Source organism: Amycolatopsis sp. NPDC041971 (assembly GCF_055588925.1).
The window spans coordinates 356,254-379,338 of record NZ_JBVJCE010000005.1 but is presented as its reverse complement, the minus strand read 5'-3'; the positions used below and the strand labels follow the sequence as shown (position 1 = coordinate 379,338).

At 68.8% G+C, this 23,085-nt stretch carries 21 protein-coding genes and 1 pseudogene; 6 read left to right on the top strand and 16 right to left on the bottom strand.

What is annotated here, in order from left to right; all coding sequences use genetic code 11:
- Positions 1-7: 7 nt before the first annotated feature.
- The 7 genes and pseudogenes from ACZ6DT_RS14520 to argC all read right to left on the bottom strand — a co-directional run bounded on the left by ACZ6DT_RS14520 (position 8) and on the right by argC (position 6,179).
- Positions 8-361 carry an argininosuccinate synthase gene (locus ACZ6DT_RS14520; protein ID WP_465593943.1) on the bottom strand — a complete coding sequence of 118 codons (354 nt, stop codon included), beginning with the start codon at positions 359-361 and terminating at the stop codon, positions 8-10.
- Positions 351-875: pseudogene (locus ACZ6DT_RS14515) on the bottom strand (arginine repressor); the annotation flags it as partial. The pseudogene ACZ6DT_RS14515 and the gene ACZ6DT_RS14520, both read right to left, overlap by 11 nt.
- Before the next feature lie 70 nt (positions 876-945).
- Positions 946-1,872 carry an ornithine carbamoyltransferase gene (gene argF / locus ACZ6DT_RS14510; RefSeq protein ID WP_465593940.1) on the bottom strand — a complete coding sequence of 309 codons (927 nt, stop codon included), beginning with the start codon at positions 1,870-1,872 and terminating at the stop codon, positions 946-948.
- 14 nt (positions 1,873-1,886) lie between these two features.
- On the bottom strand, positions 1,887-3,080 hold the full coding sequence (locus tag ACZ6DT_RS14505; RefSeq protein WP_465593937.1) for an acetylornithine transaminase: 1,194 nt from the start codon (positions 3,078-3,080) through the stop codon (positions 1,887-1,889).
- Entirely contained in the window at positions 3,077-3,997 is a 921-nt protein-coding gene (gene argB / locus ACZ6DT_RS14500; RefSeq protein ID WP_465593935.1) for an acetylglutamate kinase, read from the bottom strand. The genes ACZ6DT_RS14505 and argB overlap by 4 nt, the downstream gene beginning before the upstream one ends.
- Positions 3,994-5,154: a bifunctional glutamate N-acetyltransferase/amino-acid acetyltransferase ArgJ gene (gene argJ, locus ACZ6DT_RS14495; RefSeq protein ID WP_465593932.1), complete on the bottom strand. Its 1,161-nt coding sequence runs from the start codon at positions 5,152-5,154 to the stop codon at positions 3,994-3,996. The genes argB and argJ overlap by 4 nt, the downstream gene beginning before the upstream one ends.
- Complete coding sequence (gene argC / locus ACZ6DT_RS14490; protein ID WP_465593929.1) at positions 5,151-6,179, bottom strand: N-acetyl-gamma-glutamyl-phosphate reductase; 1,029 nt, start codon at positions 6,177-6,179, stop codon at positions 5,151-5,153. The genes argJ and argC overlap by 4 nt, the downstream gene beginning before the upstream one ends.
- A 90-nt stretch (positions 6,180-6,269) precedes the next feature.
- Here argC and ACZ6DT_RS14485 point away from each other — a divergent pair, with 90 nt between their 5' ends.
- Positions 6,270-7,244, top strand: a complete 975-nt coding sequence (locus tag ACZ6DT_RS14485) for a helix-turn-helix transcriptional regulator (RefSeq protein WP_465593926.1) — start codon at positions 6,270-6,272, stop codon at positions 7,242-7,244.
- Positions 7,245-7,286: 42 nt separating this feature from the next.
- Here the strand turns inward: ACZ6DT_RS14485 and ACZ6DT_RS14480 are convergent, their stop codons facing one another.
- A complete protein-coding gene (locus ACZ6DT_RS14480; RefSeq protein ID WP_465593923.1) occupies positions 7,287-7,772 on the bottom strand; it encodes a helix-turn-helix domain containing protein in 486 nt (161 codons plus the stop codon).
- Positions 7,773-8,200: 428 nt separating this feature from the next.
- On the opposite strand from ACZ6DT_RS14480, the gene ACZ6DT_RS14475 reads away from it, so the two are divergent.
- Positions 8,201-8,467: a DUF6294 family protein gene (locus ACZ6DT_RS14475; protein ID WP_465593920.1), complete on the top strand. Its 267-nt coding sequence runs from the start codon at positions 8,201-8,203 to the stop codon at positions 8,465-8,467.
- Positions 8,468-8,645: 178 nt separating this feature from the next.
- Here ACZ6DT_RS14475 and ACZ6DT_RS14470 read toward each other — a convergent pair whose 3' ends face one another.
- The gene (locus ACZ6DT_RS14470) at positions 8,646-10,232 is read right to left on the bottom strand and encodes an alpha/beta hydrolase (RefSeq protein ID WP_465593917.1); all 1,587 of its coding nucleotides are present in this window, start codon (positions 10,230-10,232) and stop codon (positions 8,646-8,648) included.
- Between the two features lie 194 nt (positions 10,233-10,426).
- Between ACZ6DT_RS14470 and ACZ6DT_RS14465 the strand changes: the two genes are divergently transcribed.
- Entirely contained in the window at positions 10,427-11,119 is a 693-nt protein-coding gene (locus ACZ6DT_RS14465) for a DNA alkylation repair protein (protein WP_465593914.1), read from the top strand.
- Here ACZ6DT_RS14465 and ACZ6DT_RS14460 read toward each other — a convergent pair.
- The 7 genes from ACZ6DT_RS14460 to infC form a co-directional block, all read right to left on the bottom strand.
- Entirely contained in the window at positions 11,100-14,486 is a 3,387-nt protein-coding gene (locus tag ACZ6DT_RS14460) for a tetratricopeptide repeat protein (RefSeq protein ID WP_465593910.1), read from the bottom strand. The two genes, ACZ6DT_RS14465 and ACZ6DT_RS14460, sit on opposite strands and share 20 nt — an antisense overlap.
- 88 nt (positions 14,487-14,574) lie before the next feature.
- Positions 14,575-17,139, bottom strand: a complete 2,565-nt coding sequence (pheT, locus tag ACZ6DT_RS14455) for a phenylalanine--tRNA ligase subunit beta (RefSeq protein ID WP_465593907.1) — start codon at positions 17,137-17,139, stop codon at positions 14,575-14,577.
- The gene (pheS, locus tag ACZ6DT_RS14450; protein WP_465593904.1) at positions 17,140-18,204 is read right to left on the bottom strand and encodes a phenylalanine--tRNA ligase subunit alpha; all 1,065 of its coding nucleotides are present in this window, start codon (positions 18,202-18,204) and stop codon (positions 17,140-17,142) included. It lies immediately after the preceding gene.
- 237 nt (positions 18,205-18,441) lie between these two features.
- Positions 18,442-19,275 (bottom strand): TrmH family RNA methyltransferase, encoded by an 834-nt coding sequence (locus ACZ6DT_RS14445; protein WP_465594007.1) that lies wholly within the window; start codon positions 19,273-19,275, stop codon positions 18,442-18,444.
- Complete coding sequence (rplT, locus tag ACZ6DT_RS14440) at positions 19,272-19,649, bottom strand: 50S ribosomal protein L20 (protein WP_125795399.1); 378 nt, start codon at positions 19,647-19,649, stop codon at positions 19,272-19,274. Before rplT ends, ACZ6DT_RS14445 begins: the two co-directional genes overlap by 4 nt.
- 62 nt (positions 19,650-19,711) lie before the next feature.
- Positions 19,712-19,906, bottom strand: coding sequence for a 50S ribosomal protein L35 (gene rpmI, locus ACZ6DT_RS14435; RefSeq protein WP_007028043.1), 195 nt, complete (start codon positions 19,904-19,906; stop codon positions 19,712-19,714).
- Positions 19,907-19,974: 68 nt separating this feature from the next.
- Positions 19,975-20,550, bottom strand: a complete 576-nt coding sequence (gene infC, locus ACZ6DT_RS14430) for a translation initiation factor IF-3 (protein ID WP_465594004.1) — start codon at positions 20,548-20,550, stop codon at positions 19,975-19,977.
- Positions 20,551-20,817: 267 nt separating this feature from the next.
- Here infC and ACZ6DT_RS14425 point away from each other — a divergent pair, with 267 nt between their 5' ends.
- The 3 genes from ACZ6DT_RS14425 (at position 20,818) to ACZ6DT_RS14415 (ending at position 22,937) form a co-directional block, all read left to right on the top strand.
- Positions 20,818-21,177 (top strand): DUF1844 domain-containing protein, encoded by a 360-nt coding sequence (locus ACZ6DT_RS14425; protein WP_465593900.1) that lies wholly within the window; start codon positions 20,818-20,820, stop codon positions 21,175-21,177.
- A gap of 120 nt (positions 21,178-21,297) precedes the next feature.
- Entirely contained in the window at positions 21,298-21,945 is a 648-nt protein-coding gene (locus ACZ6DT_RS14420) for a GntR family transcriptional regulator (RefSeq protein WP_465593897.1), read from the top strand.
- On the top strand, positions 21,942-22,937 hold the full coding sequence (locus ACZ6DT_RS14415; protein ID WP_465593894.1) for a 1-aminocyclopropane-1-carboxylate deaminase: 996 nt from the start codon (positions 21,942-21,944) through the stop codon (positions 22,935-22,937). The genes ACZ6DT_RS14420 and ACZ6DT_RS14415 overlap by 4 nt, the downstream gene beginning before the upstream one ends.
- Positions 22,938-23,085: the final 148 nt, after the last annotated feature.

The following is a 23,085-nucleotide window of genomic DNA, read 5'->3' as shown; positions in this document are numbered from 1 at the left end:
GTTATTTTCAGGCGACTGACCGGTCGAAGGTAGCGCCTGTGGTGAAGTCGTACAGCGCCCGCTCGTCGCGCGCCGAGTTCACGACCGCGTTCCCGCGGTGCAAGACCAGGCGGACTTCGCCGGACACCCGCCCGGAACTGACCTTTCGCAGTTCGTCGTGGGCGGTGACCAGTGCGAGCGCGCCTGGGCTTTCGTAGATCTCGCGTCCTCTGAGCCCGAAGGCGCCGACACGTCGGTTCAGCTGCTGGAAGGCCTCCAGTAGCGTCACGGTCTCCCCGTCGATGGCCACCGGCACACCTTCGTCGAAGGTGATGACCAGCTTCTCCGGGTCATCCGGGAAGGCGAACCCGTCAGGCGTCACCCTCGGTCTCCTCACCGCCGTCCACTGTGGACGACCGTCGGGCCAGCGCCATGAAGCGCTCGGCCAGGTCTTTGCCGGACAATGGTTCCCTCGCGATCACCGCGACCGTGTCGTCGCCGGCGATCGAACCGACGACCTCCTCCAGCGCCGCCCTGTCGATGGCGCTGGCCAGGAACTGCGCCGCGCCCGGCGGGGTGCGCAGTACCGTCAGGTTCCCGGACGAGTCCGCCGAAACGAGCAGTTCGGCGAGCAACCGCGAAAGCCGGGACGTGCCACCCTGCACCCCGCGTACCGGACTGCCGTCCTCCGGGATGACGTACACCGGCGCGCCGGAATCGGCACCACGGAGCTTCACCGCGCCCAGTTCGTCGAGGTCCCGCGACAGCGTCGCCTGGGTGACGTCGATCCCTTCCGCCGCCAGGAGCTTCGCGAGCTCCGTCTGGCTGCGGATGGCCATCGTGGACACGAGTTCGGTGATCCGTGCCTGCCGGGTGACTCGGCTGCCGGTCATCGTCGCTTCCCTGTGCCGGCGCGGGACACCCGCACCCGGTCGGCATCCGCGAGCGAGGCTTCGCCAGTGTGTCTCACGATGCCTCCTTGCCCAGGAGCCACACCAGGAGCGCCTTCTGCGCGTGCAGCCGGTTCTCGGCCTCGTCCCAGACCGCGCTCGCCGGTCCGTCGATGACCTCGTCGGTGATCTCCCAGCCGCGGTGCGCGGGCAGGCAGTGCAGCACGATCGCCTCGTCCGCGGCGCGGCGCATCAGCGCGGCGTTGACCTGCAGCTCACGGAACGGGCCGACGCGATCGAGGCCGTCGTTCTCCTGGCCCATCGAGGTCCAGGTGTCGGTGACGACGACGTCCGCGCCTTCGACGGCGGCGTACGGATCGGTGAAGACCGTGGTGCTGCCGCCGGTTTCACTCGATCGGTGCTTGGCGTCGAGCATGACCTGCTGATCGGGCTGGAAGCCCTCCGGCGAGACGACGCGGACGTGCATCCCGGCCGTGGTCCCGCCCAGCAGCAGCGAATGCGCCATGTTGTTGGCGCCGTCGCCGAGGTAGACCAGGGTGAGCCCGGCGAGCTTGCCCTTGCGCTCGCGGATGGTCATCAGATCGGTGAGCACCTGGCACGGGTGGAACTCGTCGGTGAGCGCGTTGATCACCGGGATGCTCGCCGCCGACGCCATCGCGTCGATGCGCTTCTGGGCGAAGGTCCGCCAGACGATCGCGTCCAGGTACCGCGACAGGACCCGCGAGGTGTCCTCGATGGTCTCTTCGCGGCCGAGCTGCATGGAGCGTCCGTCGACGATGACCGGGTTACCGCCGAGCTGGGCGATGCCCACTTCGAAGGAGAACCGGGTCCGGGTGGAGTTCTTCTCGAAGATCGCCGCGACGGACTTGCCCTCCAACGCGCGGGAGCCCAAGGGCTCTGCTTTCAGCTGGTCGGCGAGGTCCAGGATCTCGGCCTGTTCGGCGGGGCTGAGATCGTCGTCACGGAGGAAGTTGCGCAGCATGCGTGGTCTCTGTCCTAGGTGGTGGTGGAATCGAGCGCCCCGGGAAGGGCTTCGAGGAATCCCGCGGCCTCGTCGGCACTCAGGATCAGCGGCGGTGCCAGCCGGATGGTGTCCGGGGCGATCGGGTTGACCAGGTATCCCGCGTCCTGCGCGGCCTTGGCGACCGTGGCCGAGATCGGTTCGCGCAACGCGATGCCGAGCAGCAGCCCGGCACCGCGGACCCCGGCCACCAGCGGATGGCCGAGCTCCTCGACGCGGGAGGCGATGTCCTTGCCCAGAGCGGAAACGTGGTCGTTCAGGTTGTCTTCGGCGATGGTCTTGAGCACGGCGAGCCCGGCGGCGCAGCAGATCGGGTTGCCGCCGAAGGTGGTTCCGTGCTGCCCCGGCTTCATCAGCTCCCCCGCCTCTCCGACGCCGATGACCGCGCCGATCGGCAGACCACCGCCGAGCCCCTTCGCCAGTGTGATGACGTCCGGGACGATGCCGGTGTGCTGGAAGGCGAACCACGCGCCGGTGCGGCCGATGCCGGTCTGCACCTCGTCGAGGACCAGCAGGGTCCCGGTCGCCTTGGTGATCTCCCGCGCGGCCTGGAGGTAGCCGTCCGGCGCCGGTACGACACCCGCCTCCCCGAGGATCGGCTCGAGGAACACCGCCGCGGTTTCGGTGTCCACCGCGGCGCGAAGCGCGTCGACGTCACCATAGGGAACATGGGTGACGCCCGGGACCAGCGGCGCGAACGCGTCCCGTTTCGACGGCTGCCCGGTCAGCGACAAGGCACCCATGGTTCGGCCGTGGAAGGCACCCTCACAGGCGACGATCTTGGTCCGTCCGGTGAGCCTGCTGATCTTCAGCGCGGCTTCGTTGGCCTCCGCGCCGGAGTTGACGAACAGGACTTTCGCGTTGCCGGACAGTCCCGCGACGTCCAGGAGGGTTTCGGCCAATTCGACGGCGACCGGGTTCACGTAGAGGTTCGAGGTGTGCCCGAGTTTCGCGACCTGTTCGGTGACCGCGGCGACCACGGCGGGATGCGCGTGCCCCAGCGCGTTGACCGCGATCCCGCCCAGCAGATCGACGTACGGCTTGCCGTCGGCGTCCCAGACCTTCGCACCCTCGCCGCGGACCAGGGTCAGCGCCGGGGTGCCGTAGTTGTCCATCAGGGACGACGTCCAGCGCTCCTGGCCGTCTACATTGGACTGGAAGGAGGTCACGGGAGCTCCGTTTCGGGGAAGACCATGGTACCGATGCCGCGAGAGGTGAAGACCTCCAGCAGCACCGAATGGGCGATGCGGCCGTCGATCACATGCGCGCGCCGGACGCCGCCGCGGATGGCTCGCACGCAGGCCTCCATCTTCGGGATCATGCCGCTGGCGAGGCCCGGCAGCAGGGTTTCGAGGCGGTCCACGCGGATCCGGTCCACCAGCGAACCGCGGTCCGGCCAGTTGGCGTAGAGGCCTTCGACGTCGGTGAGCACGACGAGCTTCTCCGCGCCCAGCGCTGCCGCCAGCGCGCCGGCGGCGGTGTCGGCGTTGATGTTGTGCACCACGCCGTCGACGTCCGGGGCCACGGTGGACACCACCGGGATCCGGCCCGCGTTCACGATGTCGAGCACCGCGTCCGGGTTGACCTCGGAAACCTCGCCGACGAGCCCGAGGTCGACCGGCACACCGTCCACAGTGGCCTGTTTGCGCTCGGCGATGAACAGCCGCGCGTCCTCGCCGGAGATCCCGACCGCGTACGGGCCGTGCGCGTTGATCAGGCCGACCAATTCGCGGCTGACCTGGCCGGTCAGCACCATGCGGACGATGTCCATCGTCTCGGGCGTGGTGACCCGCAGGCCGCCCTTGAACTCGCCTTCGACGCCGAGCCGGTTGAGCATCGCGGTGATCTGCGGGCCACCACCGTGCACCACCACGGGGCGCAGCCCGGCCATGCGCAGGAAGACCATGTCCTCGGCGAAGGCCTGTTTGAGGCTCTCGTCGATCATGGCGTTGCCGCCGTACTTGACCACGACGGTCGCGCCGTGGAAGCGCTGCAACCAAGGCAGGGCTTCGATGAGGATCGCGGCCTTTTCGGCGGCCGTCGCGAGCCGCTCGTCCGCGGGGACGGTGAATTCGGAAGGGCTCATGACGAGTACGCGCTGTTCTCTTCGACGTACGCGTGCGAGAGATCGGTCGTGTAGATCGTCGCCCCGCCTTCGCCGAGGCCGAGGTCGACGACGATCTGGATGTCACGACCCGAGAGATCCGCCTCGGAGCGGTCCGCCGCGGGAGTGCCGTTCGCGAACAGGGTGACGCCGTTGATCGCGATGGCGACCTTCTCCGGATCGATCTTCACGGGCACCCGGCCCAGCGCCATGGCGATGCGGCCCCAGTTCGGATCCGAACCGAACAGCGCGGTCTTGACCAGGTTGTCCTCGGCGATCGTGCGGCCGACGGCGATGGCGTCGGCCTCGCTCGCCGCGCCGGCGACCGTGACGTCGACGTACTTGGTCGCGCCTTCGGAGTCCGCGCGCAGTTGCAGCACGAGGTCGAGGCTGACCGTGGTGAGCAGTTCGGTCAGTTCGGCCTCGGTCGGTTCGACGCCGCTGGCGCCGGACGCGAGGACGAGCACCGTGTCGTTGGTGGAAGTCCCGCCGTCGACGTCGAGCCTGTCGAAGGTCACGCCGGTGGCGGCGCGCAGAGCCTTGTCCAGGACTTCGGGCGAGACGACCGCGTCGGTGGTGAGGACGGAGAGCATCGTCGCGAGATTCGGGGCGAGCATGCCCGCGCCCTTCGCGAACCCGCCGACGCTCCAGCCGCTTTCGTGTTCCGCGGCCGCCTGTTTCGGCTTGCTGTCGGTGGTCATGACCGCGGTGGCGGCATTGAGACCGGCCTCGGCGCCGGTGGCGAGTCTTCCGAAGGCGGTGTCCACGCCGGAAAGCAGCGCGTCCATCGGCAGCCGCTCACCGATCAGGCCGGTCGAGCAGACCGCGACCTCGATCGCACCGGCTTCGAAGAGCCCGGCGGCCTTCTCGGCGGTCTGGTGGGTGTCCTGGAAACCGCCGGGGCCGGTGGCGGCGTTCGCGCCGCCGGAGTTGAGGACGACGGCCTTCAGGCGCTGCTGCTTGAGCACCTCTTGCGACCACAGGACGGGCGCGGCCTTGATCACGTTGCGCGTGAACACGCCGGCCGCGACCTGCAACGGCCCGTCGTTGACGACCAGCGCGAGGTCGAGCTTGCCCTCGGCCTTGATCCCGGCGGCGACGCCCGCGGCACGGAATCCCTTCGGCTGGGTGACGGTCACGGAGCGACTCCTACGGTCGGTAGTCCGGTGGATTCCGGGAGGCCCAGTGCGATGTTCATCGACTGGACGGCGCCTCCCGCGGTGCCCTTGGTCAGGTTGTCGATGGCCGCGACCACGATCAGGCGCCGGGTGTCGGCGTCGACGGTGACCTGCAGCTGGACGTTGTTCGAGCCGACGACCGAAGCCGAAGACGGCCACTGACCCGCGGGCAGCAGCTGGACGAACGGCTCGGTGGCGTACGCCTTCTCGTAGACCTCGCGGGCGCTGTCGGCGTCCAGGTCGGTCTTCAGCGGGGCGCTCGCGGTGGTGAGGATCCCGCGCGGCATCGGGGCCAGCACGGGAGTGAACGAGACCTTGACCCGCTCGCCCGAGACCGCCGACAGGTTCTGCGCGAATTCGGGGGTGTGCCGGTGGGCGCCGCCGACGCCGTACGCGGTGGCCGAACCCATCACCTCCGAACCGAGGAGGTTCGGCTTCAGGCTCTTGCCCGCGCCGGAGGTCCCGGTGACGGCGACGACGTTGACCTCCGGCTCGACCAGACCCGCGGCGAGGGCCGGGGCGAGGGCGATCGAGCCACCGGTCGGGAAGCAGCCGGGGACCGCGATGCGCTTGGTCCCGGTGAGGCGCTCTCGGGCGCCGGGGAGTTCGGGAAGCCCGTACGGCCACTGCCCGGCGTGGTCCCCGCCGTACCAGCGCTGCCAGTCGGCCGCGTCGGACAGGCGGTGGTCCGCGCCGAGGTCGACCACCAGGACGTCCGGGCCCAGCTGCGCGGCGATGGCGCCGGAGTGGCCGTGCGGCAGGGCGAGAAAGACGACGTCGTGTCCGGCGAGGGTTTCGGGGGTCGTCTCCAGCAGGACACGGTCCGCCAGTGGTGCGAGGTGTGGCTGGTGCTGGATCAGCGGCGTCCCCGCGGAGCTGGCCGCGGTCAGCGCGCCGATCTGGATTTCGGGATGGGTCAGCAGCAGGCGCAGGAGTTCGCCGCCCGCGTACCCGCTGGCTCCGGCCACCGCGATCTTCACCGTCATACGCATGATTATGCACTCCCATGCAAGTTCAATCAAACAAAGTCGTGTGGCTCACCCGATACGGGCCCTCGTGCGGGCATCCTTGACCGCATGACCGACACCCCCGCCCGACTGCTCAGCCTGCTGTCACTCCTGCAGACCCCGCGTGAGTGGCCGGGCAGCGAGCTCGCGGAACGGCTGGAGGTCAGCCCGCGGACCATCCGGCGCGACATCGACCGGCTGCGTGAGCTCGGCTACCCCGTCGAAGCGACGCGAGGTTCCGAGGGCGGTTACCGGCTGGGCGCCGGCACGGCGATGCCGCCGCTGCTGCTAGACGACGAGGAAGCCGTCGCGATCGCGGTCGGTCTCCGTGGCGCCGCCGGGCAGGCGATCTCGGGTATCGAGGAGTCTTCGGTGCGCGCGCTGGCGAAACTCGAGCAGGTGCTGCCCTCGCGGCTCCGTTATCGCGTCGGCACGCTGGGCGCCGCGACCGTGCCGCTGCCCGGCACCGGACCCGCGGTGGATCCGGAACACCTCACCGTCTTCGCCGGCGCGATCGCCAACACCGAGCGAACCCGGTTCACCTATCGCACCGGTGACGGAACCGAATCCCGGCGGCACGTGGAACCACACCGGCTCGTCTCCGCCGGACGCCGCTGGTACCTGCTCGGCTACGACCTCGACCGGGAAGACTGGCGGATCTTCCGCGCGGACCGCGTCTCGGAACCGCGGGCGACCGGTGGCCGTGCCACCCCGAGGCAGCCACCCGCGAAGGACGTGGCGGCCTATGTCACCGAGAGGATGTACAGCCTCCTCCCCACCTACAGCGCACGCGTGACCTTGTACGCGCCGATCAAGCGGGTCGCCCCCGCGATCGGCGAGGGTTTCGGCGACCTGGAACCGATCGACGACGAGACCTGTGTTTTCCACGCGGGCACGGACACCTTGGACTGGCTCGCGTTCCGGATCCTCGGGCTCGGCTGCGAATTCACCGTGCACGAACCGCCGGAACTGATCGGCCACCTCCAGGAGATGGCGGCGCGGGCGAATCGCGGCACCTCGTCCACAGCGTCCACAGTGGACTGACGGCGGCCGCGAGAGCCTGCCGGCCCTCGCGGCCGCCCGGGTTCAGGCGAGCTCATTCACCTCCCGCCGGCTCGGCGGGATCGGAAGGTACGCGCCACGGCGCTCCGGGTCGCAGCCGACCCTCGGCAGCCGGGCCCGGATCCCGCCCGGTGTCCGTTCGAACCGCCGCGCGATCTCCTCGACGCTTTCCCCGGCCAGCCAACGGCTTTCCAGTTCCGCGTCGAGCTCATCGGACCACGGCAGGCCCTGATGAGCGGGGCGATCCGCCGATCTTCGACGGCCGTTGCCCCGCCCGGCGAACGCCAGCAGCGTGTCGGAAAGGACAGTCGCCAAGGCCGGTACGGCTTCGGCGTCGATATCGAGCCTGCCTTCGGCGACAGGCTCCTCCTGCGGTCCGGCTCCGCCGACCATTACGGTCACCCAGCGGTCTTCCCCGGCCGCGCCGCCACCCTCACGGGCGGCGACCTCGATGCGATAAACGGTGTCCTGCACGCGGATCTCGGTCCGGTGCTCTTCGACGATGGTCATGCCGGGGACGTTAACGGGCGGCCCCGACAATTTCCCGGCGCGGCGAGGGGAATTCGGCCGGGGACGGGGGATGACCGGTACTTTCACCGCCTTTGGGGACGAGAGGGTGCCGGTCATGGCCCTATCGGCCGCCCCTGTTGCCGCACCTGAGTGATCCTGACCGCGGTCCCCCGCGAGTCAGCTTTGCTCACCGGTTCTTTCACGACGGATGGCGGACCGGCACGGATCGACGATTATCGGGGAGGAAGAATGACGACCGAAGTACGTCGGATGTCGCTTTTCGTGGCAGGGCTCGTGCTCACGATCGGGACCGTCTTCGCCACGCCGGCCTCGGCCGGGACGACGGCGTCCACCACCGCGCGGCCACCTGCACCGGAGCGGATTCCTGCTGGTTCACCTGGGGTCGCATCCAGGCAGGCGACTGCACGATGGACAACGCGAAATGGACTCTCAGACGCAACGGTGGCGCTTCGTTCGAAGCGACGATCGTCAGCAGCGACAGCGATGCGTGGCTGAGGTGGGTGAACCTCCTGGACAGCAACGGCATCGTCCTCGGGCCCGTCCATCACGGCGGTGACCCCAAGTTCGTCAAGGGTACCGTCAAGAACGTGTGGCACTGGTGGTTCGCCGCCGGGTCGTTCGACGCCGCGTTCTTCGACCGCATCCACAGCATGCGAATCACCAGCCACTGTTAGCAGCCCGCCGCCATAGTGAGAGGTAGGGCGGACGTGGCTGGGGGTTGCAGCCCCATGTCCCCCGATCCGGCCACTCACCCCCTGGAGCGACCAACCACCCCAAAAGCTTCAACGGCCATGTCCCGATGCCCCGGTCCGGAAAACCGGACCGGGGCATCGGGACATACCGAGAAAAGGCTCAGAAAGGCCGCGCCTGAGCCAGCGCCTCCTTCTTCACTTCGGCCACCGAAGACGGCACTTCGGACTTGGGTGCCGCGGAAGCACCGGCCGGCACCGGCGGCGGGGCCGGGGTGCACTGCACGTCCGAACCGTTGCCCGGCTTGCGCACGGGCAGCTTCCCGGTCAGCAGGTAGTCCGCGATCTTGTCGTCCACACAGGACACACCGGACAGCGAGCCCGAGTGCGTCGTGCCGCCCGGAGCGCTGATCAGACTGGAGTTCGGGTAACGCTCGCGGACCTCGAGGCTGCCGGGGTACGGCGTCGCCGCGTCATTCTCCTCGTTGATCAGGAGGATGCCCGGGACCTTGCTCCCGTCGATCTCCACCGCCTTGCCCGGTTTCGCGGGCCAGTCGAGGCACGGTGCGTTGAACCAGGCGTTGCCCCAGGTCTCGAACGGCGCCTGGAAGTGCGTGGCCCAGTTGTCGAACTTCCAGCGGGGCCAGCCCTGCGGCCACGCCACGTCGGTGCACTGCACGGCCGCGTACACGGCGTAGTCGTTGTCCTGGCCCGCCGGGTGGGAACCGTCGTACAGGCCCTTCAAGGTCTGCCAGTCACCCTTGTGCACCCAGCCGGCGAACGCGTTCGCGATGTCTTCCCAGCCGAAGACGTAGTAGCCGGCCTGCAGGAAGATGTCCGTCCACTCGGAACCGCCGATGACGCCGCCCGCGGGCTTGTCGTACAGCTTCTTCTGTTCGGCGTACCACAGCTTCTCGACCACGGACGCGGTCTTGCCGAGGTGGTAGACGTCGTCGTATTTCGCGAGCCAGTCGAAGTAGGTCTTGATGTTCTTGTCGAAGGCGATGTCCTGGTTCAGGTTCGCCTTGTACCAGACGTCGCGGGGGTCGACGGTGCCGTCGAACACCATCCGCCGCACGTTCTGCGGGAACAGCGTGCTGTAGACCTGCCCGAGGTAGGTGCCGTAGGAGAAGCCGTAGTAGTTGATCTGCTTCTCACCCAGCGCCTTGCGCAGACTGTCGACGTCCTTCGCGACGTCGATGGTCTTGATGTGGTCGAGGATCGCGCCGTTCTTGGCGCACGCCTTCGCGTAGCCCTTCGCCTTCTCACGCCACGCCGTCTCGATGGCGCGCGTGGTCGGCACGTACTGCGGGCGGTTGTAGGAGGCATAGTTCCCGTCGCAGGTCAGCGACGGCTTGCTCGCCCCGACGCCGCGCGGGTCGAAGCCGATCCAGTCGTACTCCCCACCGGCCTTCTTGGGGACGGCCCGGCCGAGGGTCGACAAGCCGAGGCCCGATCCTCCCGGCCCACCCGGGTTGACCAGCATGACACCCTGCGACTGGGCGGACTTGTGCTTCACGCGCGAGACGGCGATCGAGATCTTCTCCCCGCCGGGCTTCGCGTAATCCAACGGGACCTCGAGGAAGCCGCATTCCGCGCCGGCCTTGACCAGGCTCGGGCGCGTACAGGCTCCCCAGGAGATGGGCTTCGGATCGAAGTCCGACGCCGAGGCGGCCGTGGCGGAAGGAGCGAGCGCCATGGTGCCGACGCCGATCCCCGCGACCGCCATGGCGGCAACGAATTTCTTCACTGTGTTCCTTTTCGTCCGCGTTCGACCGATCGGGCCGAAGCTACCGAGAACCGGCTTCGATCTCACTGACCGACACGTTGACCGCCATCCCTCTTTAGTCGGTACCCGGATGGGGAACGGAGTCCGATCCGGCATATCCGTCTTGTCGGTCCCCTGTCGTACGCTCGCGACGCCCACTGGGGAAAGGAGAGTGCGTGGACGAGGTGAAAAGCCTGGTTTCGGCGGTTCGCAACGGTTTGGCCGGGCTGGCCGATCCGGGAAAGGCTCCGTCGATGCGGGCGTACATGAAGTCGGAGATGCCGTTCCTCGGTGTGGCGTCCCCGCCTCGGACGGCCTTGCTGAAACGGGTCTACGCCCAGCATCCGCTACCCGATCGAGTGAGTTTCTCGACGGCCGTGCTCACCTTGTGGCGCGAAGCGGAATTCCGTGAAGAGCGTTACGCGGCGATCGCCCTGTCCGGCCACCGCGCCTACACCCGCTGGCAGGACAGCGAGCTGCTCGGCCTGTACGAAGAGGTGATCGTGACGGGCGCTTGGTGGGACTATGTGGACGAAGTCGCCATCCGCCGGGTCGGGCCGATCCTCCGGGCGGAGCCGGAGACGGTGACCACCCTGATGCTGACCTGGGCCTACGACGAGGACAAGTGGCGTCGCCGCACTTCGCTCATCTGCCAGATCGGTGCCAAGAGCGGAACGGACACCGACCTGCTCACCCGTACGGTCGAGGCCAACCTCGACGACAAGGACTTCTTCCTTCGCAAGGGAATCGGCTGGGCCCTGCGCGAGTACGCGAAGACCGAGCCGGACTGGGTGCGCGCCTTCGTCGCCGCGCATCCGGCACTGTCCACTCTGTCCAGGAAGGAGGCGCTCAAGCACCTGGGCGGTTGAGCACCGGCCTGGGGACGAGGGCGACGAGTTCCTCGATCTCCCCGCCGAGTTCGGGCACCAGCTCTCCGAGGCCTTTCAAATCACGGAGCAGGATGAGTCGCGTCTCCTGGGGCGGAGCTTTCTCGAGCAGTGCGGTGAGTTCACGTGTCGCTTCGGCGTGACGTCCGAGAGCGAGGAGATAGAAGAGCGGCTGCACCTCGTTCTCCCAGTCGAAGTCGCCGGCCGCGTTCCGCGTGACGGCTTCGTCGAGGCCGGCGGCGAGGGCCTGGTGGGCTTCCTTTGTTCTTCCGCTCTTCAACCACGCGAGGGACAGGAGGTCACGAGCCCAAACGGAGTCCGGCGCGAGCGGACGCAGGATCTCGATCGCCTCGTCCGTCTCCCCCGCGAACAGCAGAGCCTCTCCGAGGTTCTCGCGGTGGTCGGCGTCATCGGGATCCGCGGCGACGAGTTCGCGCAGCTCCCGGATGGCTTCGCCGTACTCGCCCGTCTGACGGCAAATCTCCGCGCGCAGGGCGCGGCCGCTCTCGTCCTGACCGGCGGCCAGTGCGCTGTCCACATCGGACAACGCGCCCTCGAAATCCTCGAAGAGGAGACAGTGGCGGGCACGCCGATAGAACGCGTAGCCCCCGTCCTGTCCCAGCCGGACCCCCTCGTCCAACGCGGCGCGGGCTTCCTCGTGCCGGTCGAGATCTCTGAGGATGTCTCCCCGGGTGCTGTGGAAGAAGGCCATCTCCGGGTTCGCCGAGACCGCGGCGTCGATGTCGGCGAGAGCGGCCCGATGATCGCCGGACCGCTGGTGGGCCAACGCGCGCCAGGTGTGCGCCCACTCGTTGCCGGGATCGAGTTCGATCGCGCGATCCAAGGATTTCACCGCTTCGCCGTACTTGTTCAGCCGGCTGAGCGTGCTTCCCCGCTGTAGGTGATTCTCGGCGTCTTCGGGGGCTAGCTGGACCGCCTTCTCGAAGTCGGCGAGCGCCGTCACGCGATCGTCCAGGTCGTCGTACGCCAAGCCGCGCATGTAGTAGGCCCACTCGTAATCCGGGTCGATCCGGAGCGCGGCCGTGAAGCCGTCGAGCGCGAGCCTGCTTCGCTCGTTGCGGCGGTGGAACGCCGCCCGGATCGCATGGGCACTGGCGCTTTCGGGGTCCGCCGCGACTATCGCGTCGAAGGTCGCCGAAGCGGCCTCCACGTCTCCGGTCTGCTCGAGGAACGACGCGAGCTCGGTCAGGTAGTACACCTCCTTGGGGCGGAGGGCGACGGCCGCGCGGTGCCCGGCGAGCGCCTCGTCCTTGTCCCCCAGCTCCGCGAACAGCGTCGCCCGGTAGTGGACGGCCCAGGCGTAGTCGGGATCGAGCCGGATCGCGATGTCGATCTCGTCGATCGCCTTCCGGACGTCTCCGCGTTTGAAGTACACCTCGCTCCGGATGGTGTAGGCCCACCGATGGTCGGGCTGGAGGCGGACGGCCTCGTCGAGGTCGGCCATGGCACCCTCGAGATCGCCGAGCCGGGCCCGGGCGGACCCGCGCCCGCGCCACGAGTAGGCGTAGGTGGGGTCGAGTTCGATCGCCCGGTTCAGATCCGACAACGCCCGTTCCCAGTCGCCTTCGTCGCGGAACAGGTTGCCTCGGTCGCTCCAGACGTAGGGATCGGCGGGGTTCAGATCGAGAGCCCGGTCGAAGTCCCGTTTCGCCGCCTCGATGTCGTCCTGGCCTTCATAAGCCCACGCGCGCCGCCGGAGCACCGTGGAAAGCCGGGCCGCGTCGAGTTCGCCCGCACCGGCGAGCAGGTCGAGCACCGGGATCTCCGGCGGGCCGTCGCCGTCGCCGACCGCGGCGGCCAGCCGCTGCCCCCAGCCCAGGACCGAAGGCGCGTCCGCGTCGACTCCCGCCTGCTCCATCATGCGCGCCCAAGCACGCGCGGGAGCGGTGCCGGTGGTGATCATCTCGGCGGCGCCGAGCAGCGCGTCCGGCAGCGCTTCGGCCGGGGCCCCGCACAACCGGTGGTATGTCTGCTCGAGTTTCCTTCGCTGCCAGCGTTCGTCGTTCCAGGCGTCGCGATGACGGCTGAGCCCGAGTTCGGCGCACCGGCCTTCGTAGTACTCGCCGAGCTTGCGGTGGAGTTCGGCGAACGCGGCGGGCGAACTGCCGCGTTCCAGGCGCACCATCGGACCGCGGACCACCGGGTGGTAGCGCACCGGGAGTTCGCGGCGCCCGACGAACGGCAGCTCCCGCAACCAACGGAAGGTCTCTCCCGCCGTGTCCTTCCCGGTCAGCACGCCGATGACGTCCTCGTCCAGGACGCGGGGCAACGACGCCGTGGCGGCGATCTTCTGCTTGGCCTTGTCGGGAACCCAGCGCAGGAACCGCTTGACCGCGTCGTCGCTGGGATCGCCGACGGCGTCCGCTTCGGTGGGGTTTCCCTGTGCCAGCATGGCGACCAGGACGGGCAGCCCGTCGGTCAGCCGCAGCACGGTCTCGATCACCTGCTCGTCGGTGATCCCGTGCTCGGCGAGGAGGTGACGTGCCTCCGGCTCGGTGAAAGGCCGGAGTTCGATCTCCCGCATCAGTGGCGCGTGCCGGTTCCACTTCGCCTCGTCCAGCGGGAACTGGCCGGCCACGGTGAGCACGAGGTTCTGCGGGAGATCGCCGTACAGCCCGCCGAACAGGTCGAGCAGCCAGGTCTCCAGTACCGGCGCCGTCCGTTCGAAGGTGTCGAAGAACAGCGCGATCCGCCGGGTCTCCGGGATACGCCAGAGGTCCTCGACGAACGGTTTGGTCAGCTCCTCCGCCGGTTCCAGGAGCAGCTGGACATCGGCCTTCCGTTTGAACTTCGCCGCGAGGTAGACCTGCAGCTGTTCCAGCTGTTTCGCCGTCGCGTCCGCGTCGATCGCGTCGGCGGCGATGCTTCCGCCGGGCAGGGTCTTCGCCACACCGAGGCCGGCCTTGACCACGGTTCTCGTCACGAGCTCGCGGCCCGCCGCCGGAGCCTGCGGATCGTTGTGGAGCCGCTCCCTCGCCTTGAGGTAGGACTCGTAGCGTTTCTCGAATCGGCGCATCTCGTGCCCGGCGCGAGCGAGGTCCTTCGCCAGTTTGACCAGTGTCGCGGGCAGATCCTGTTGCCGGTCGTCCGCGAACCCCACGGCGGCGCGGGTTTCCTCGGCGATACCGCGAAGCTGTTCGAGGAGGAAGGACTTGCCGACCCCGGCGAGACCGTGCACCGAGTACAGGTACCGGCGGCGCCGGTCGCTCCCTGGCAGCCCCAGATTGCCCCGGAAGTCCTCGCGTTCCCCGACCCTGCCGACGAAACCGTCGCTCAGCCGGGCACGGGCGATGTCTTGGATACTGGACCGACCGTCTGGACGTGACACAAGTCCCCACTTTGCCACACCTGAAGCACGTGAAGGCCCTCTTCCCTGGGCTCAACCGAGAGAAAGGGGCCTTCACGGGGCTTTCGAGTCAGGCCCGCAGGCTCGCGCCGAAGCGTTCACCGGCGACCGCGACGGCGGCGTCGCGGGCCTTAGTGGCCTCGTCGACGGTCAGCGTGCGGTCCGCGGCACGGAACCTCAGCTTGTACGCCACCGAACGCTTGCCCTCGCCCAGCTGCTCACCCTGGTACGAGTCGAACAGCGTGATGTCCTCGAGCAGTTCGCCCGCGCCTTCGCGCAGCGCCTCGGCCAGGTCGGCCGACGGCACGCCCGACTCGGCGACGAGGGCGACGTCGAGCAGTACCGGCGGGTACGCCGAGATCCGCGGAGCCGGACGGCCGTCCGGGATCGGGATCGCGTCCAGGTCGAGTTCCATCGCGACGGAGCGCGGCGGCAACCCGAGCGCCTCGACGACCTTCGGGTGCAGCTCACCGGCGTAGCCGACGGGCCACTGCCCCACCCGCAGCTGCGCGCACCGGCCGGGATGCCACGGCGGCTGGTCCGCCGCGGCCGTGGTCAGCTCGACACCGGCGGCCTGCGCCACCAGCCGTGCGGCCTGTACCGCGTCGGCCCAGTTCGCCTGCTCGCCCGCACCCCACCAGCCCGCGCGGCCGCGCTGGCCCGCGAGCACGACGGCGACGTGCAGCGGCTGCGGCGGGACCGCCGCCTCCAGCACCGCGAGCTCCTCGTCGGTCGGCCGCCGGTCCACCCCGAGCGAAGGCATCGGGATCGGGTTCGGCCCGGGCAGCACGACCTGTCCGATGTGGAACAGCGAGACATCCTTCAAGCCACGGGAAAGGTTGCGCTGCAGGATTTCCAGCAACCCCGGCAGCAGGCTGCTCGCCATCCGGTCCTTGTCCGCCTCCAGCGGATTGCGGACCTTCACGGTACTGCGGCGAACGTCGTCTTCGGGCAGCCCGAACGCGTCCCAGACCGAGTCCGAGATGAACGGGAAGGGCAGCACCTCGACGTAACCGTTCTCCGCCAGCGCGCGAGCGACCGAACGGCGACGGCGCTGCGCGTCCGTCAGGCCCCGGCCTGCCGGGGCCGCGGGCAGCACCGACGGGATGCTGTCGTAGCCCTCCAGCCGGAGGACCTCCTCGACCAGGTCGGCAGGCTGCACCAGGTCGCCGCGCCAGCTCGGCGGGACCGCGGTCACCAGCGCGGTGCCGTCCTCGGCGGTGCCCACGTTGACCTTGCACCCGATCTGCGAGAGCCGTTTGACCGTGACACCGCGTTGGTAGCGCACCCCGGCCACCTGGTCGGGCAGGCTGATCGGCATGGTCACCGGCGGCTTCGGCTCGACGCCGCCCTCGTCGGTGCGGCCGGGCAGGATCGAGCCCTCGCCGTACTGGCGGAGCAGGCGCGCCGCGAGTTCGACGGCCGCCGCGCACAGCTGCGGGTCGGTGTAGCGCTCGAACCGCTTGGCCGCCTCGGAGAACAGCTTGTGACGGCGGGCCGTCCGGCTGATCGACGAGGGATCCCAATGCGCCGCTTCGAGCAGCACGTCGGTGCTCTCCGGCGTGATCTCCGTCGACGCGCCGCCCATCGTGCCCGCCAGCGAGATGACCCCGCTGTCGTCGGCGATCACCACGTCGTCCGCGTCGAGCGGACGCTCGACATCGTCCAAAGTGGTCAGTTTCTCGCCCGGCTTCGCCTTGCGCACCACCAGGTCGCCCTTGAGCGAACCGGTCGCGTACGCGTGCAGCGGATGCCCGAGTTCGAGCATCACGTAATTGGTCACGTCGACCGCGAGGGAGATCGAGCGGATACCCGAGAGCATCAGTCGACGGCGTATCCACCACGGCGTCGGCGCGGTCGCGTCGAGGTTCTTGACGCGGCGCAGCACGAACCGCTTGCAGCCCTCGGTGTCTTCGAGGCGCACCGGCCAGACGTCGCTCTCGGCCTCGGGGACCTCGATGGACGCCGGGTCGCCGAACGGGACGTCGAGCGCGTTGGACAGCTCGCGGGCCAGGCCGCGGACCGACAGGGTGTACCCGCGGTCCGGGGTCGGCGTCACCTCGAGGACGGTGTCTTCGAGGCCGAGCAGCTTGTTCGCGTCCTCGCCGGGGCTGGCCGTGCTCGGCGGCAGTACCAGGATGCCGGAGTGGTCGTCTCCGATGCCGAGTTCGCTCGCCGAGCAGATCATGCCGTCGCTGAGCCGGCCGTAGGTCTTGCGCGAACCGATCTCGAAACCACCGGGCAGCACCGTGCCGGGCAGCGCGACGACGACCAGGTCGCCCTCGGCGAAGTTCGTGGCACCGCAGATGATCCCGCGGGTCCTGATCCCCGTGGGGCCGTTGTCCTCGAAGGGACTTTCGTCGTCGTCCTCGTCGGCGTCGACGTTCTCGTCAGGCTTGGCGTCGTTCTCGGGCTCGCCGACGTCGACGCGGCAGAAGCGCACCGGCTTCTTGAACTCGGTGAGCTCCTCGATCTCGGCGACACGGCCGACCACGAGCGGGCCGGTGACCGGTTCGAGCTTCCGGACGTCGTCGACCTCGATGCCGATCCGCACGAAGGCGTCGGCCAGATCCTGGGCCGTGACCTCCTCGTCGACATCGAGGTGTTCGGTCAGCCAGCTGGCTGGGACCTTCACTCAGGCCTCCGTTCCGAAGGGCAGGGTGAACCTGATGTCGCCCTCCACCATGTCGCGCATGTCCGGGATTCCGTTGCGGAACTGCAGGGTGCGCTCGATACCCATGCCGAAGGCGAAGCCCGAGTAGACCTCGGGGTCGACGCCGCAGGCACGCAGGACGTTGGGGTTGACCATGCCGCAGCCGCCCCATTCGACCCAGCCGGCGCCGCCCTTCTTCTCCTCGAACCAGACGTCGACCTCGGCCGACGGCTCGGTGAACGGGAAGAAGTGCGGGCGCAGGCGGGTCTTCGAGCTTTCGCCGAACATCGCGCGGGCGAAGGCGTCGAGGGTGCCCTTGAGATGCGCCATCGTCAGGCCCTTGTCCACCGCGAGGCCTTCGACCTGCGAGAACACCGGGGTGTGCGTGGCGTCGAGCTCGTCGGTCCGGTAGGTGCGGCCGGGGCAGACGACGTACACGGGCAGGTCACGGTGCAGCAGCGTGCGGGCCTGCACCGGCGAGGTGTGCGTCCGCAGCACCAGGCCGGAGTCCTCCTCGCCGAGGTAGAACGTGTCCTGCAGCTGGCGCGCGGGGTGGTCCTTGCCGAAGTTCAGTGCGTCGAAGTTGAACCACTCGGCCTCGAGTTCCGGGCCGTCGGCGATCTCGTAACCCATCGCGATGAACGCGTCGGCGATCCGATCCGACAGAGTCGCGATCGGGTGCCGGGCGCCACGAGGCACGCGGTCCCACGGGAGCGTGACGTCGACGGTCTCCTCACGAAGCACTTTTTCGTCACGTTCGGCCTGGAGCACGGCGCGGCGGGCGTCGAACGCGGCTTGGATGGCTTGGCGCGCTTCGTTGACCCGCTTCCCTGCCTCGGCCTTCTCCTGCTTCGGCAGGGCACCGATCTCGCGACGGGCGAGCAGCAGCGGAGACTGGTCCCCGAGGTGAGCGGGTTTGACCGCGGCCAGCGCGTCGAGATCCGCCGCGGCCGCGAAATCGGTCTCGGCCTGTTTGACGGCGGCCGTCAACGTTTCCGGCGCGAGCGTTCCCGCCTGGGGGTCCTGCTTGTCGTTGGCTTCGGACATAACTCCTCGGCGTCCGCTGGGACTGGTCCGGTGCACGCGAGCGCACACATGGGTTTAGCAGCTGCTGAATTCTATGGGACAGCGAACGGCGGCCCCCGATCACCCTCGGGCTGGGCACACCGTCACTCGGAAGTGCGAAAACCGCGTTCTACGCCGTAAACAAGGTGCTGGAACGAACAATGCGTTCCATGAGAGCTCCCTTGGCGTAGTGGGGCGAACGGCGTGATGCCCGCGACTCTACGTGGTCGCGGCCCGGGAGGCCATCGCATTCGTATACACGCAGATCGCGGCGGCGGTCGCGAGGTTCAGGCTCTCCGCCCGGCCGTACATCGGGATCTTGACGGCGAGATCGACCGTCTCCAGTACGCCCTGCGGCAGTCCGTGCGCCTCGTTGCCGAAGACCCACGCGGTGGGCTCGTCGAAGGTCACCTGATCGAGCTCGGTGTCGGCGTAACCGTGCGCGCCGAAGGTGCGGAGTCCGGCGGCGGAGCAGGCCTTCAAGGCCGCGTCGACGTCCCGGATCCGGGTGATGGCGGGGTGGAACAGGCTGCCGGCGGCGGCGCGGACGCATTTGCCGTTGTGCGGGTCGACGCTGTCCCCCGCGAGAACGACCGCGTCGGCACCGGCGGCGTCCGCGACCCGGATCACGGTGCCCGCGTTGCCTGGGTCGGCGACGTCGACAAGGACGACGACGAGCTTCGCGCCCGGCTTCAGGACGGTCTCTTGTGGACGGTCGACGAGCGCGCAGACCGCGACGATGCCTTGCGGCGTCACGGTCTCGGACAACCCGTCGGCCGCGCGATCGGTAATCGGCGAGACGGGGACGCCCGCCTCACACGCGGCGGCGAGCAGACGCTCGTGCTGCGCGACGGCGCGTTCGGTCACGAACAGCTCGTACACCGTGCCGCCGTGTTCGAGCGCGGCTTCGACCGCGTTCGCGCCCTCGGCGAGGAACCGGCCGGTCTTCTCACGCTCGGCCCGGCGGGTGAGCTTGCGCGCAGAAACAACCCGGGGCGTCCGTTCGGTGAACGGAGCCGCCCCGGGTCGCGGAAGAGCGCTGTGGCCGGTCAGGCCGACTTCTTCTCTTCGGTGTTCACGTTCGCCTTGGCCAGCTCGGCCAGCGCGGTGAAGGCGGCGGCGTCGTTGACCGCGAGTTCCGCGAGGATCTTGCGGTCCACCTCGACACCCGCGGCCTTGAGGCCCTGGATGAGGCGGTTGTAGGTGACACCGTTGGCGCGGGCGGCCGCGTTGATGCGGGTGATCCACAGCCGACGGAAGTCACCCTTGCGGGCACGGCGGTCCCGGTAGGCGTAGTTCAGCGAGTGAAGCGTCTGCTCCTTCGCCTTGCGGTACAGCCGCGAACGCTGGCCGCGGTAGCCGCTGGCGAGCTCGAGAGTCGCGCGACGCTTCTTCTGGGCGTTGACAGCCCTCTTGACGCGTGCCACTGGGTCCATCCTGTCGATCTGGGGGCGCGCTGGCGCGCCCGGCGTTTACAAAGTGCGGGGTGTCAGCGGCCGAGAAGGCGCTTGACGCGGCCGACGTCGTTCTTGGCGATCTCGGTCGTGCCTTCGAGGCGACGGGTGAGCCTGTTGGACTTCTTCTCCATCAGGTGGCGGCGGCCTGCCTTCTGGCGGCGCAGCTTGCCCGAACCCGTGACGCGAACTCGCTTCGACGTCCCGCTGTGCGTCTTCATCTTCGGCATTACGTTGTCCTCTTTCGTGCGGCGGCACACCGGTGTTCTCCGGTGTGCCGCTGACATGGGCTGGTCGGCTACGCGTCGGCGGACGGCTCGGGCGCCTCGTCCTTGGCGGCCTTCGGGCCCTTGGTCGGCTTCACGTTCTTGTGCGGGGCCAACACCATGATCATGTTGCGACCGTCCTGCTTCGGCGACGACTCGACGAAACCGAGTTCCGTCACCTCGTCGGCGAGCTTCTGCAGCAGCCGGAAACCGAGTTCCGGCCGGGACTGCTCGCGACCGCGGAACATGATCGTGACCTTGACCTTGTTGCCGGCGGCCAGGAAGCGCGACACGTGACCCTTTTTGGTCTCGTAGTCGTGCTGGTCGATCTTCGGCCGCAGCTTCTGCTCTTTGATGACGGTGAGCTGCTGGTTGCGGCGGGACTCGCGGGCCTTCTGCGCGCTCTCGTACTTGAACTTGCCGAAGTCCATGAGCTTGCATACGGGCGGGCGGGCCTGCGGGGCGACCTCGACGAGATCGAGATCGTTCTCCTGTGCCAACCGCAGCGCATCTTCGATCCGGACGATGCCGACCTGTTCACCGGCCGGTCCGACGAGGCGGACCTCCGGCACCCGGATTCGGTCGTTGATGCGTGTCTCGGAACTGATGGGGCCTCCCTGGTTCGAGGTAAATTCTTCTACCGTTTCGACCTGGTGCCCACATACCGAAGGCCCCGGTACCGTGAGGTACGCGAGGCCCACTCTTCCGATCGTGTTCGATCTCCAGAACCGAACACACCGCCTCGACGCCCGAAATCGTCTTGGCGAGACCGGACCCGGACACCTGGTCTTGCGGCGGTGACACGGGTGGGAGCGGGGCTCCACTTGCCGCCCCCGATCACTCGGAGGCTGGTCGCTCGTGGAAGGCTACCAGATGTGCCAGATGAACCCGTTCAGCCGCCCCCGTATTCCCCGGACGTCCGCGACCTGGAGGACATCCCGAGCGTCGAGGTGATCAGCAGGGCGGCCGTCATGCTGCTTTCCGCGGGCGCCGAACGACTCGGCCTCGCCGACGAGGATCCCGCCGGCTCGCCGCACCGCGACCTCGACGAGGCTCGTCGCCTGATCACCGCCCTCGCCGGGCTGGTCACCGCTTCGGCGGAGTACCTCGGCCTGCACGCGGGCCCGTTGCGTGACGGCCTCCAGTCCCTGCAGAAGGCGTTCCGCGAGGCTTCGGCCGTGCCCGACGCGCCCGGTCAGGGACCGGGCGAGAAGTACACCGGCCCGGTCTACTAGCGCTCCCGACTCTCTCCGGCGTGCTAGGAACGGTCCGTTCCTTGCAAATTTCGCAAGGAACGGACCGTTCCTGGCATTGACCACTTCCCGGAGCAGCGTCCGACAGCTAACATTTCAGATGTGAGTGGATTAGCGAAGGTACCAAGGTCCCTCCTCCGGGACGAGGCCTACGGGAACATCCGCCGGGCGATCATCGACGGGACGCTGCCGCCGGGCACGAACCTGCGCGACGGCGACCTCGCCGATCAGCTGGGGCTTTCCCGGGCGCCGGTGCGCCAGGCCCTGCTGCGGCTGATCGAGGACGGCCTCGTCGAGTCGAAGCCACAGAGCTACACGCGCGTGGCGGGGTTCGTTCCCGATGACGTCCGCGACGCACTGGAGCTGGTCCGAGCGCTGCACGAGTTCGCGGTCCGGGCCGGTGCCCCGCGGATGGGGCAGGCGGAGGTCGCCGTGATGCGCGCGGCCAACGACCGGTTCGCCGACGCGATCGCCGCCGGGGACATCGCGGCCGCGATCGCCGCCGACGACGAACTCCACGACGTCCCGGTCGCCGCCGCGCGCAACCGGGCGATCGCCGCGACGCTGGCCCGCTACACGCCGCTGCTGCGGCGTCTCGAATACGCCCGCTTCGGCTCCCTGCCCGGGCACCGGTCGGTCCAGCGCCACGCCGAGCTGGCCGACGCCATCGAGGCGGGCGACGTCGACACGGCCTGCGCGATCACCGCCACGATCTGGTCCGATCTCGAAGCACTCCTGGAGACACCATGACCTTCGCCGATTTCCCGCGCTACCCGCTGCTGTTCGGTCCCTCCCCCGTCCACCCGCTCGAGCGGCTGACCGCCCACCTCGGCGGCGCGAAGGTCTGGGCGAAACGGGAGGACGTCAACTCCGGGATCGCGTTCGGCGGCAACAAGACCCGGAAACTCGAGTACCTGGTCGCCGACGCGCTCGCCTCGGGCGCGGACACGCTGATCTCGATCGGCGGTGTCCAGTCGAACCACACCCGCCAGGTCGCCGCGGCCGCCGCGCGGGCCGGGCTCAAGGCCGTGCTGGCGCAGGAGAGCTGGGTCGACTGGAACGACCCGCTGTATGACAAGGTCGGCAACATCCAGCTCTCGCGCGTCCTCGGCGCGGACATCCGGATGGTCGAGGCCGGATTCGGCGTCGGCTTCAAGGAAAGCTGGGAAAACGCGGTCAAGGAGATCGAAGACGGCGGCGGGAAGCCGTACGCGATCCCCGCCGGCGGTTCGGACCATCGCCTCGGCGGGCTCGGTTTCGCGAACTGGATCATCGAGCTCGAAGCGCAGGAGGCGGAACTCGGCGTGTTCTTCGACACGGTGATCGTCTGCTCGGTCACCGGCAGCACGCAGGCCGGGATGGTCGCCGGGGCCGCGCTTTCCGGAAAGCCGCGACGGATCCTCGGCATCGACGGGTCGGCGAAACCGGCCGAAACACGCGATCAGATCACCCGCATCGCCCGCGCGACGGCGGAGCTGATCGGTGCCGGCGAGATCGGCGAGGTCGAACTGGACGAGCGCTACCACGCCGGGATCTACGGCATCCCGGACGAGTCCACCCTCGACGCGATCCGGACGCTGGCGCGACTGGAGGGTGTGCTCACCGATCCGGTCTACGAGGGCAAGTCCATGGCGGGGTTGATCGACCTCGTTTCCCGCGGTGAGATCGCGCGGGACTCGAACGTGCTTTTCGCGCACCTGGGCGGGCAGCCCGCGCTGAACGGGTACACGAGCGTGCTCTGAGGATCGATCGTCAGCACTGTCGTGGGGGGGGGGGGGGGGGGGGGGAAAGAAAAAAAAACCCCCCCCCCCCCACCCCCCCAAGACAAACAAAACCCTCCACCCACAACACCCCCCCACCCCCCGATAACTCCCTATACACGGAGACCCG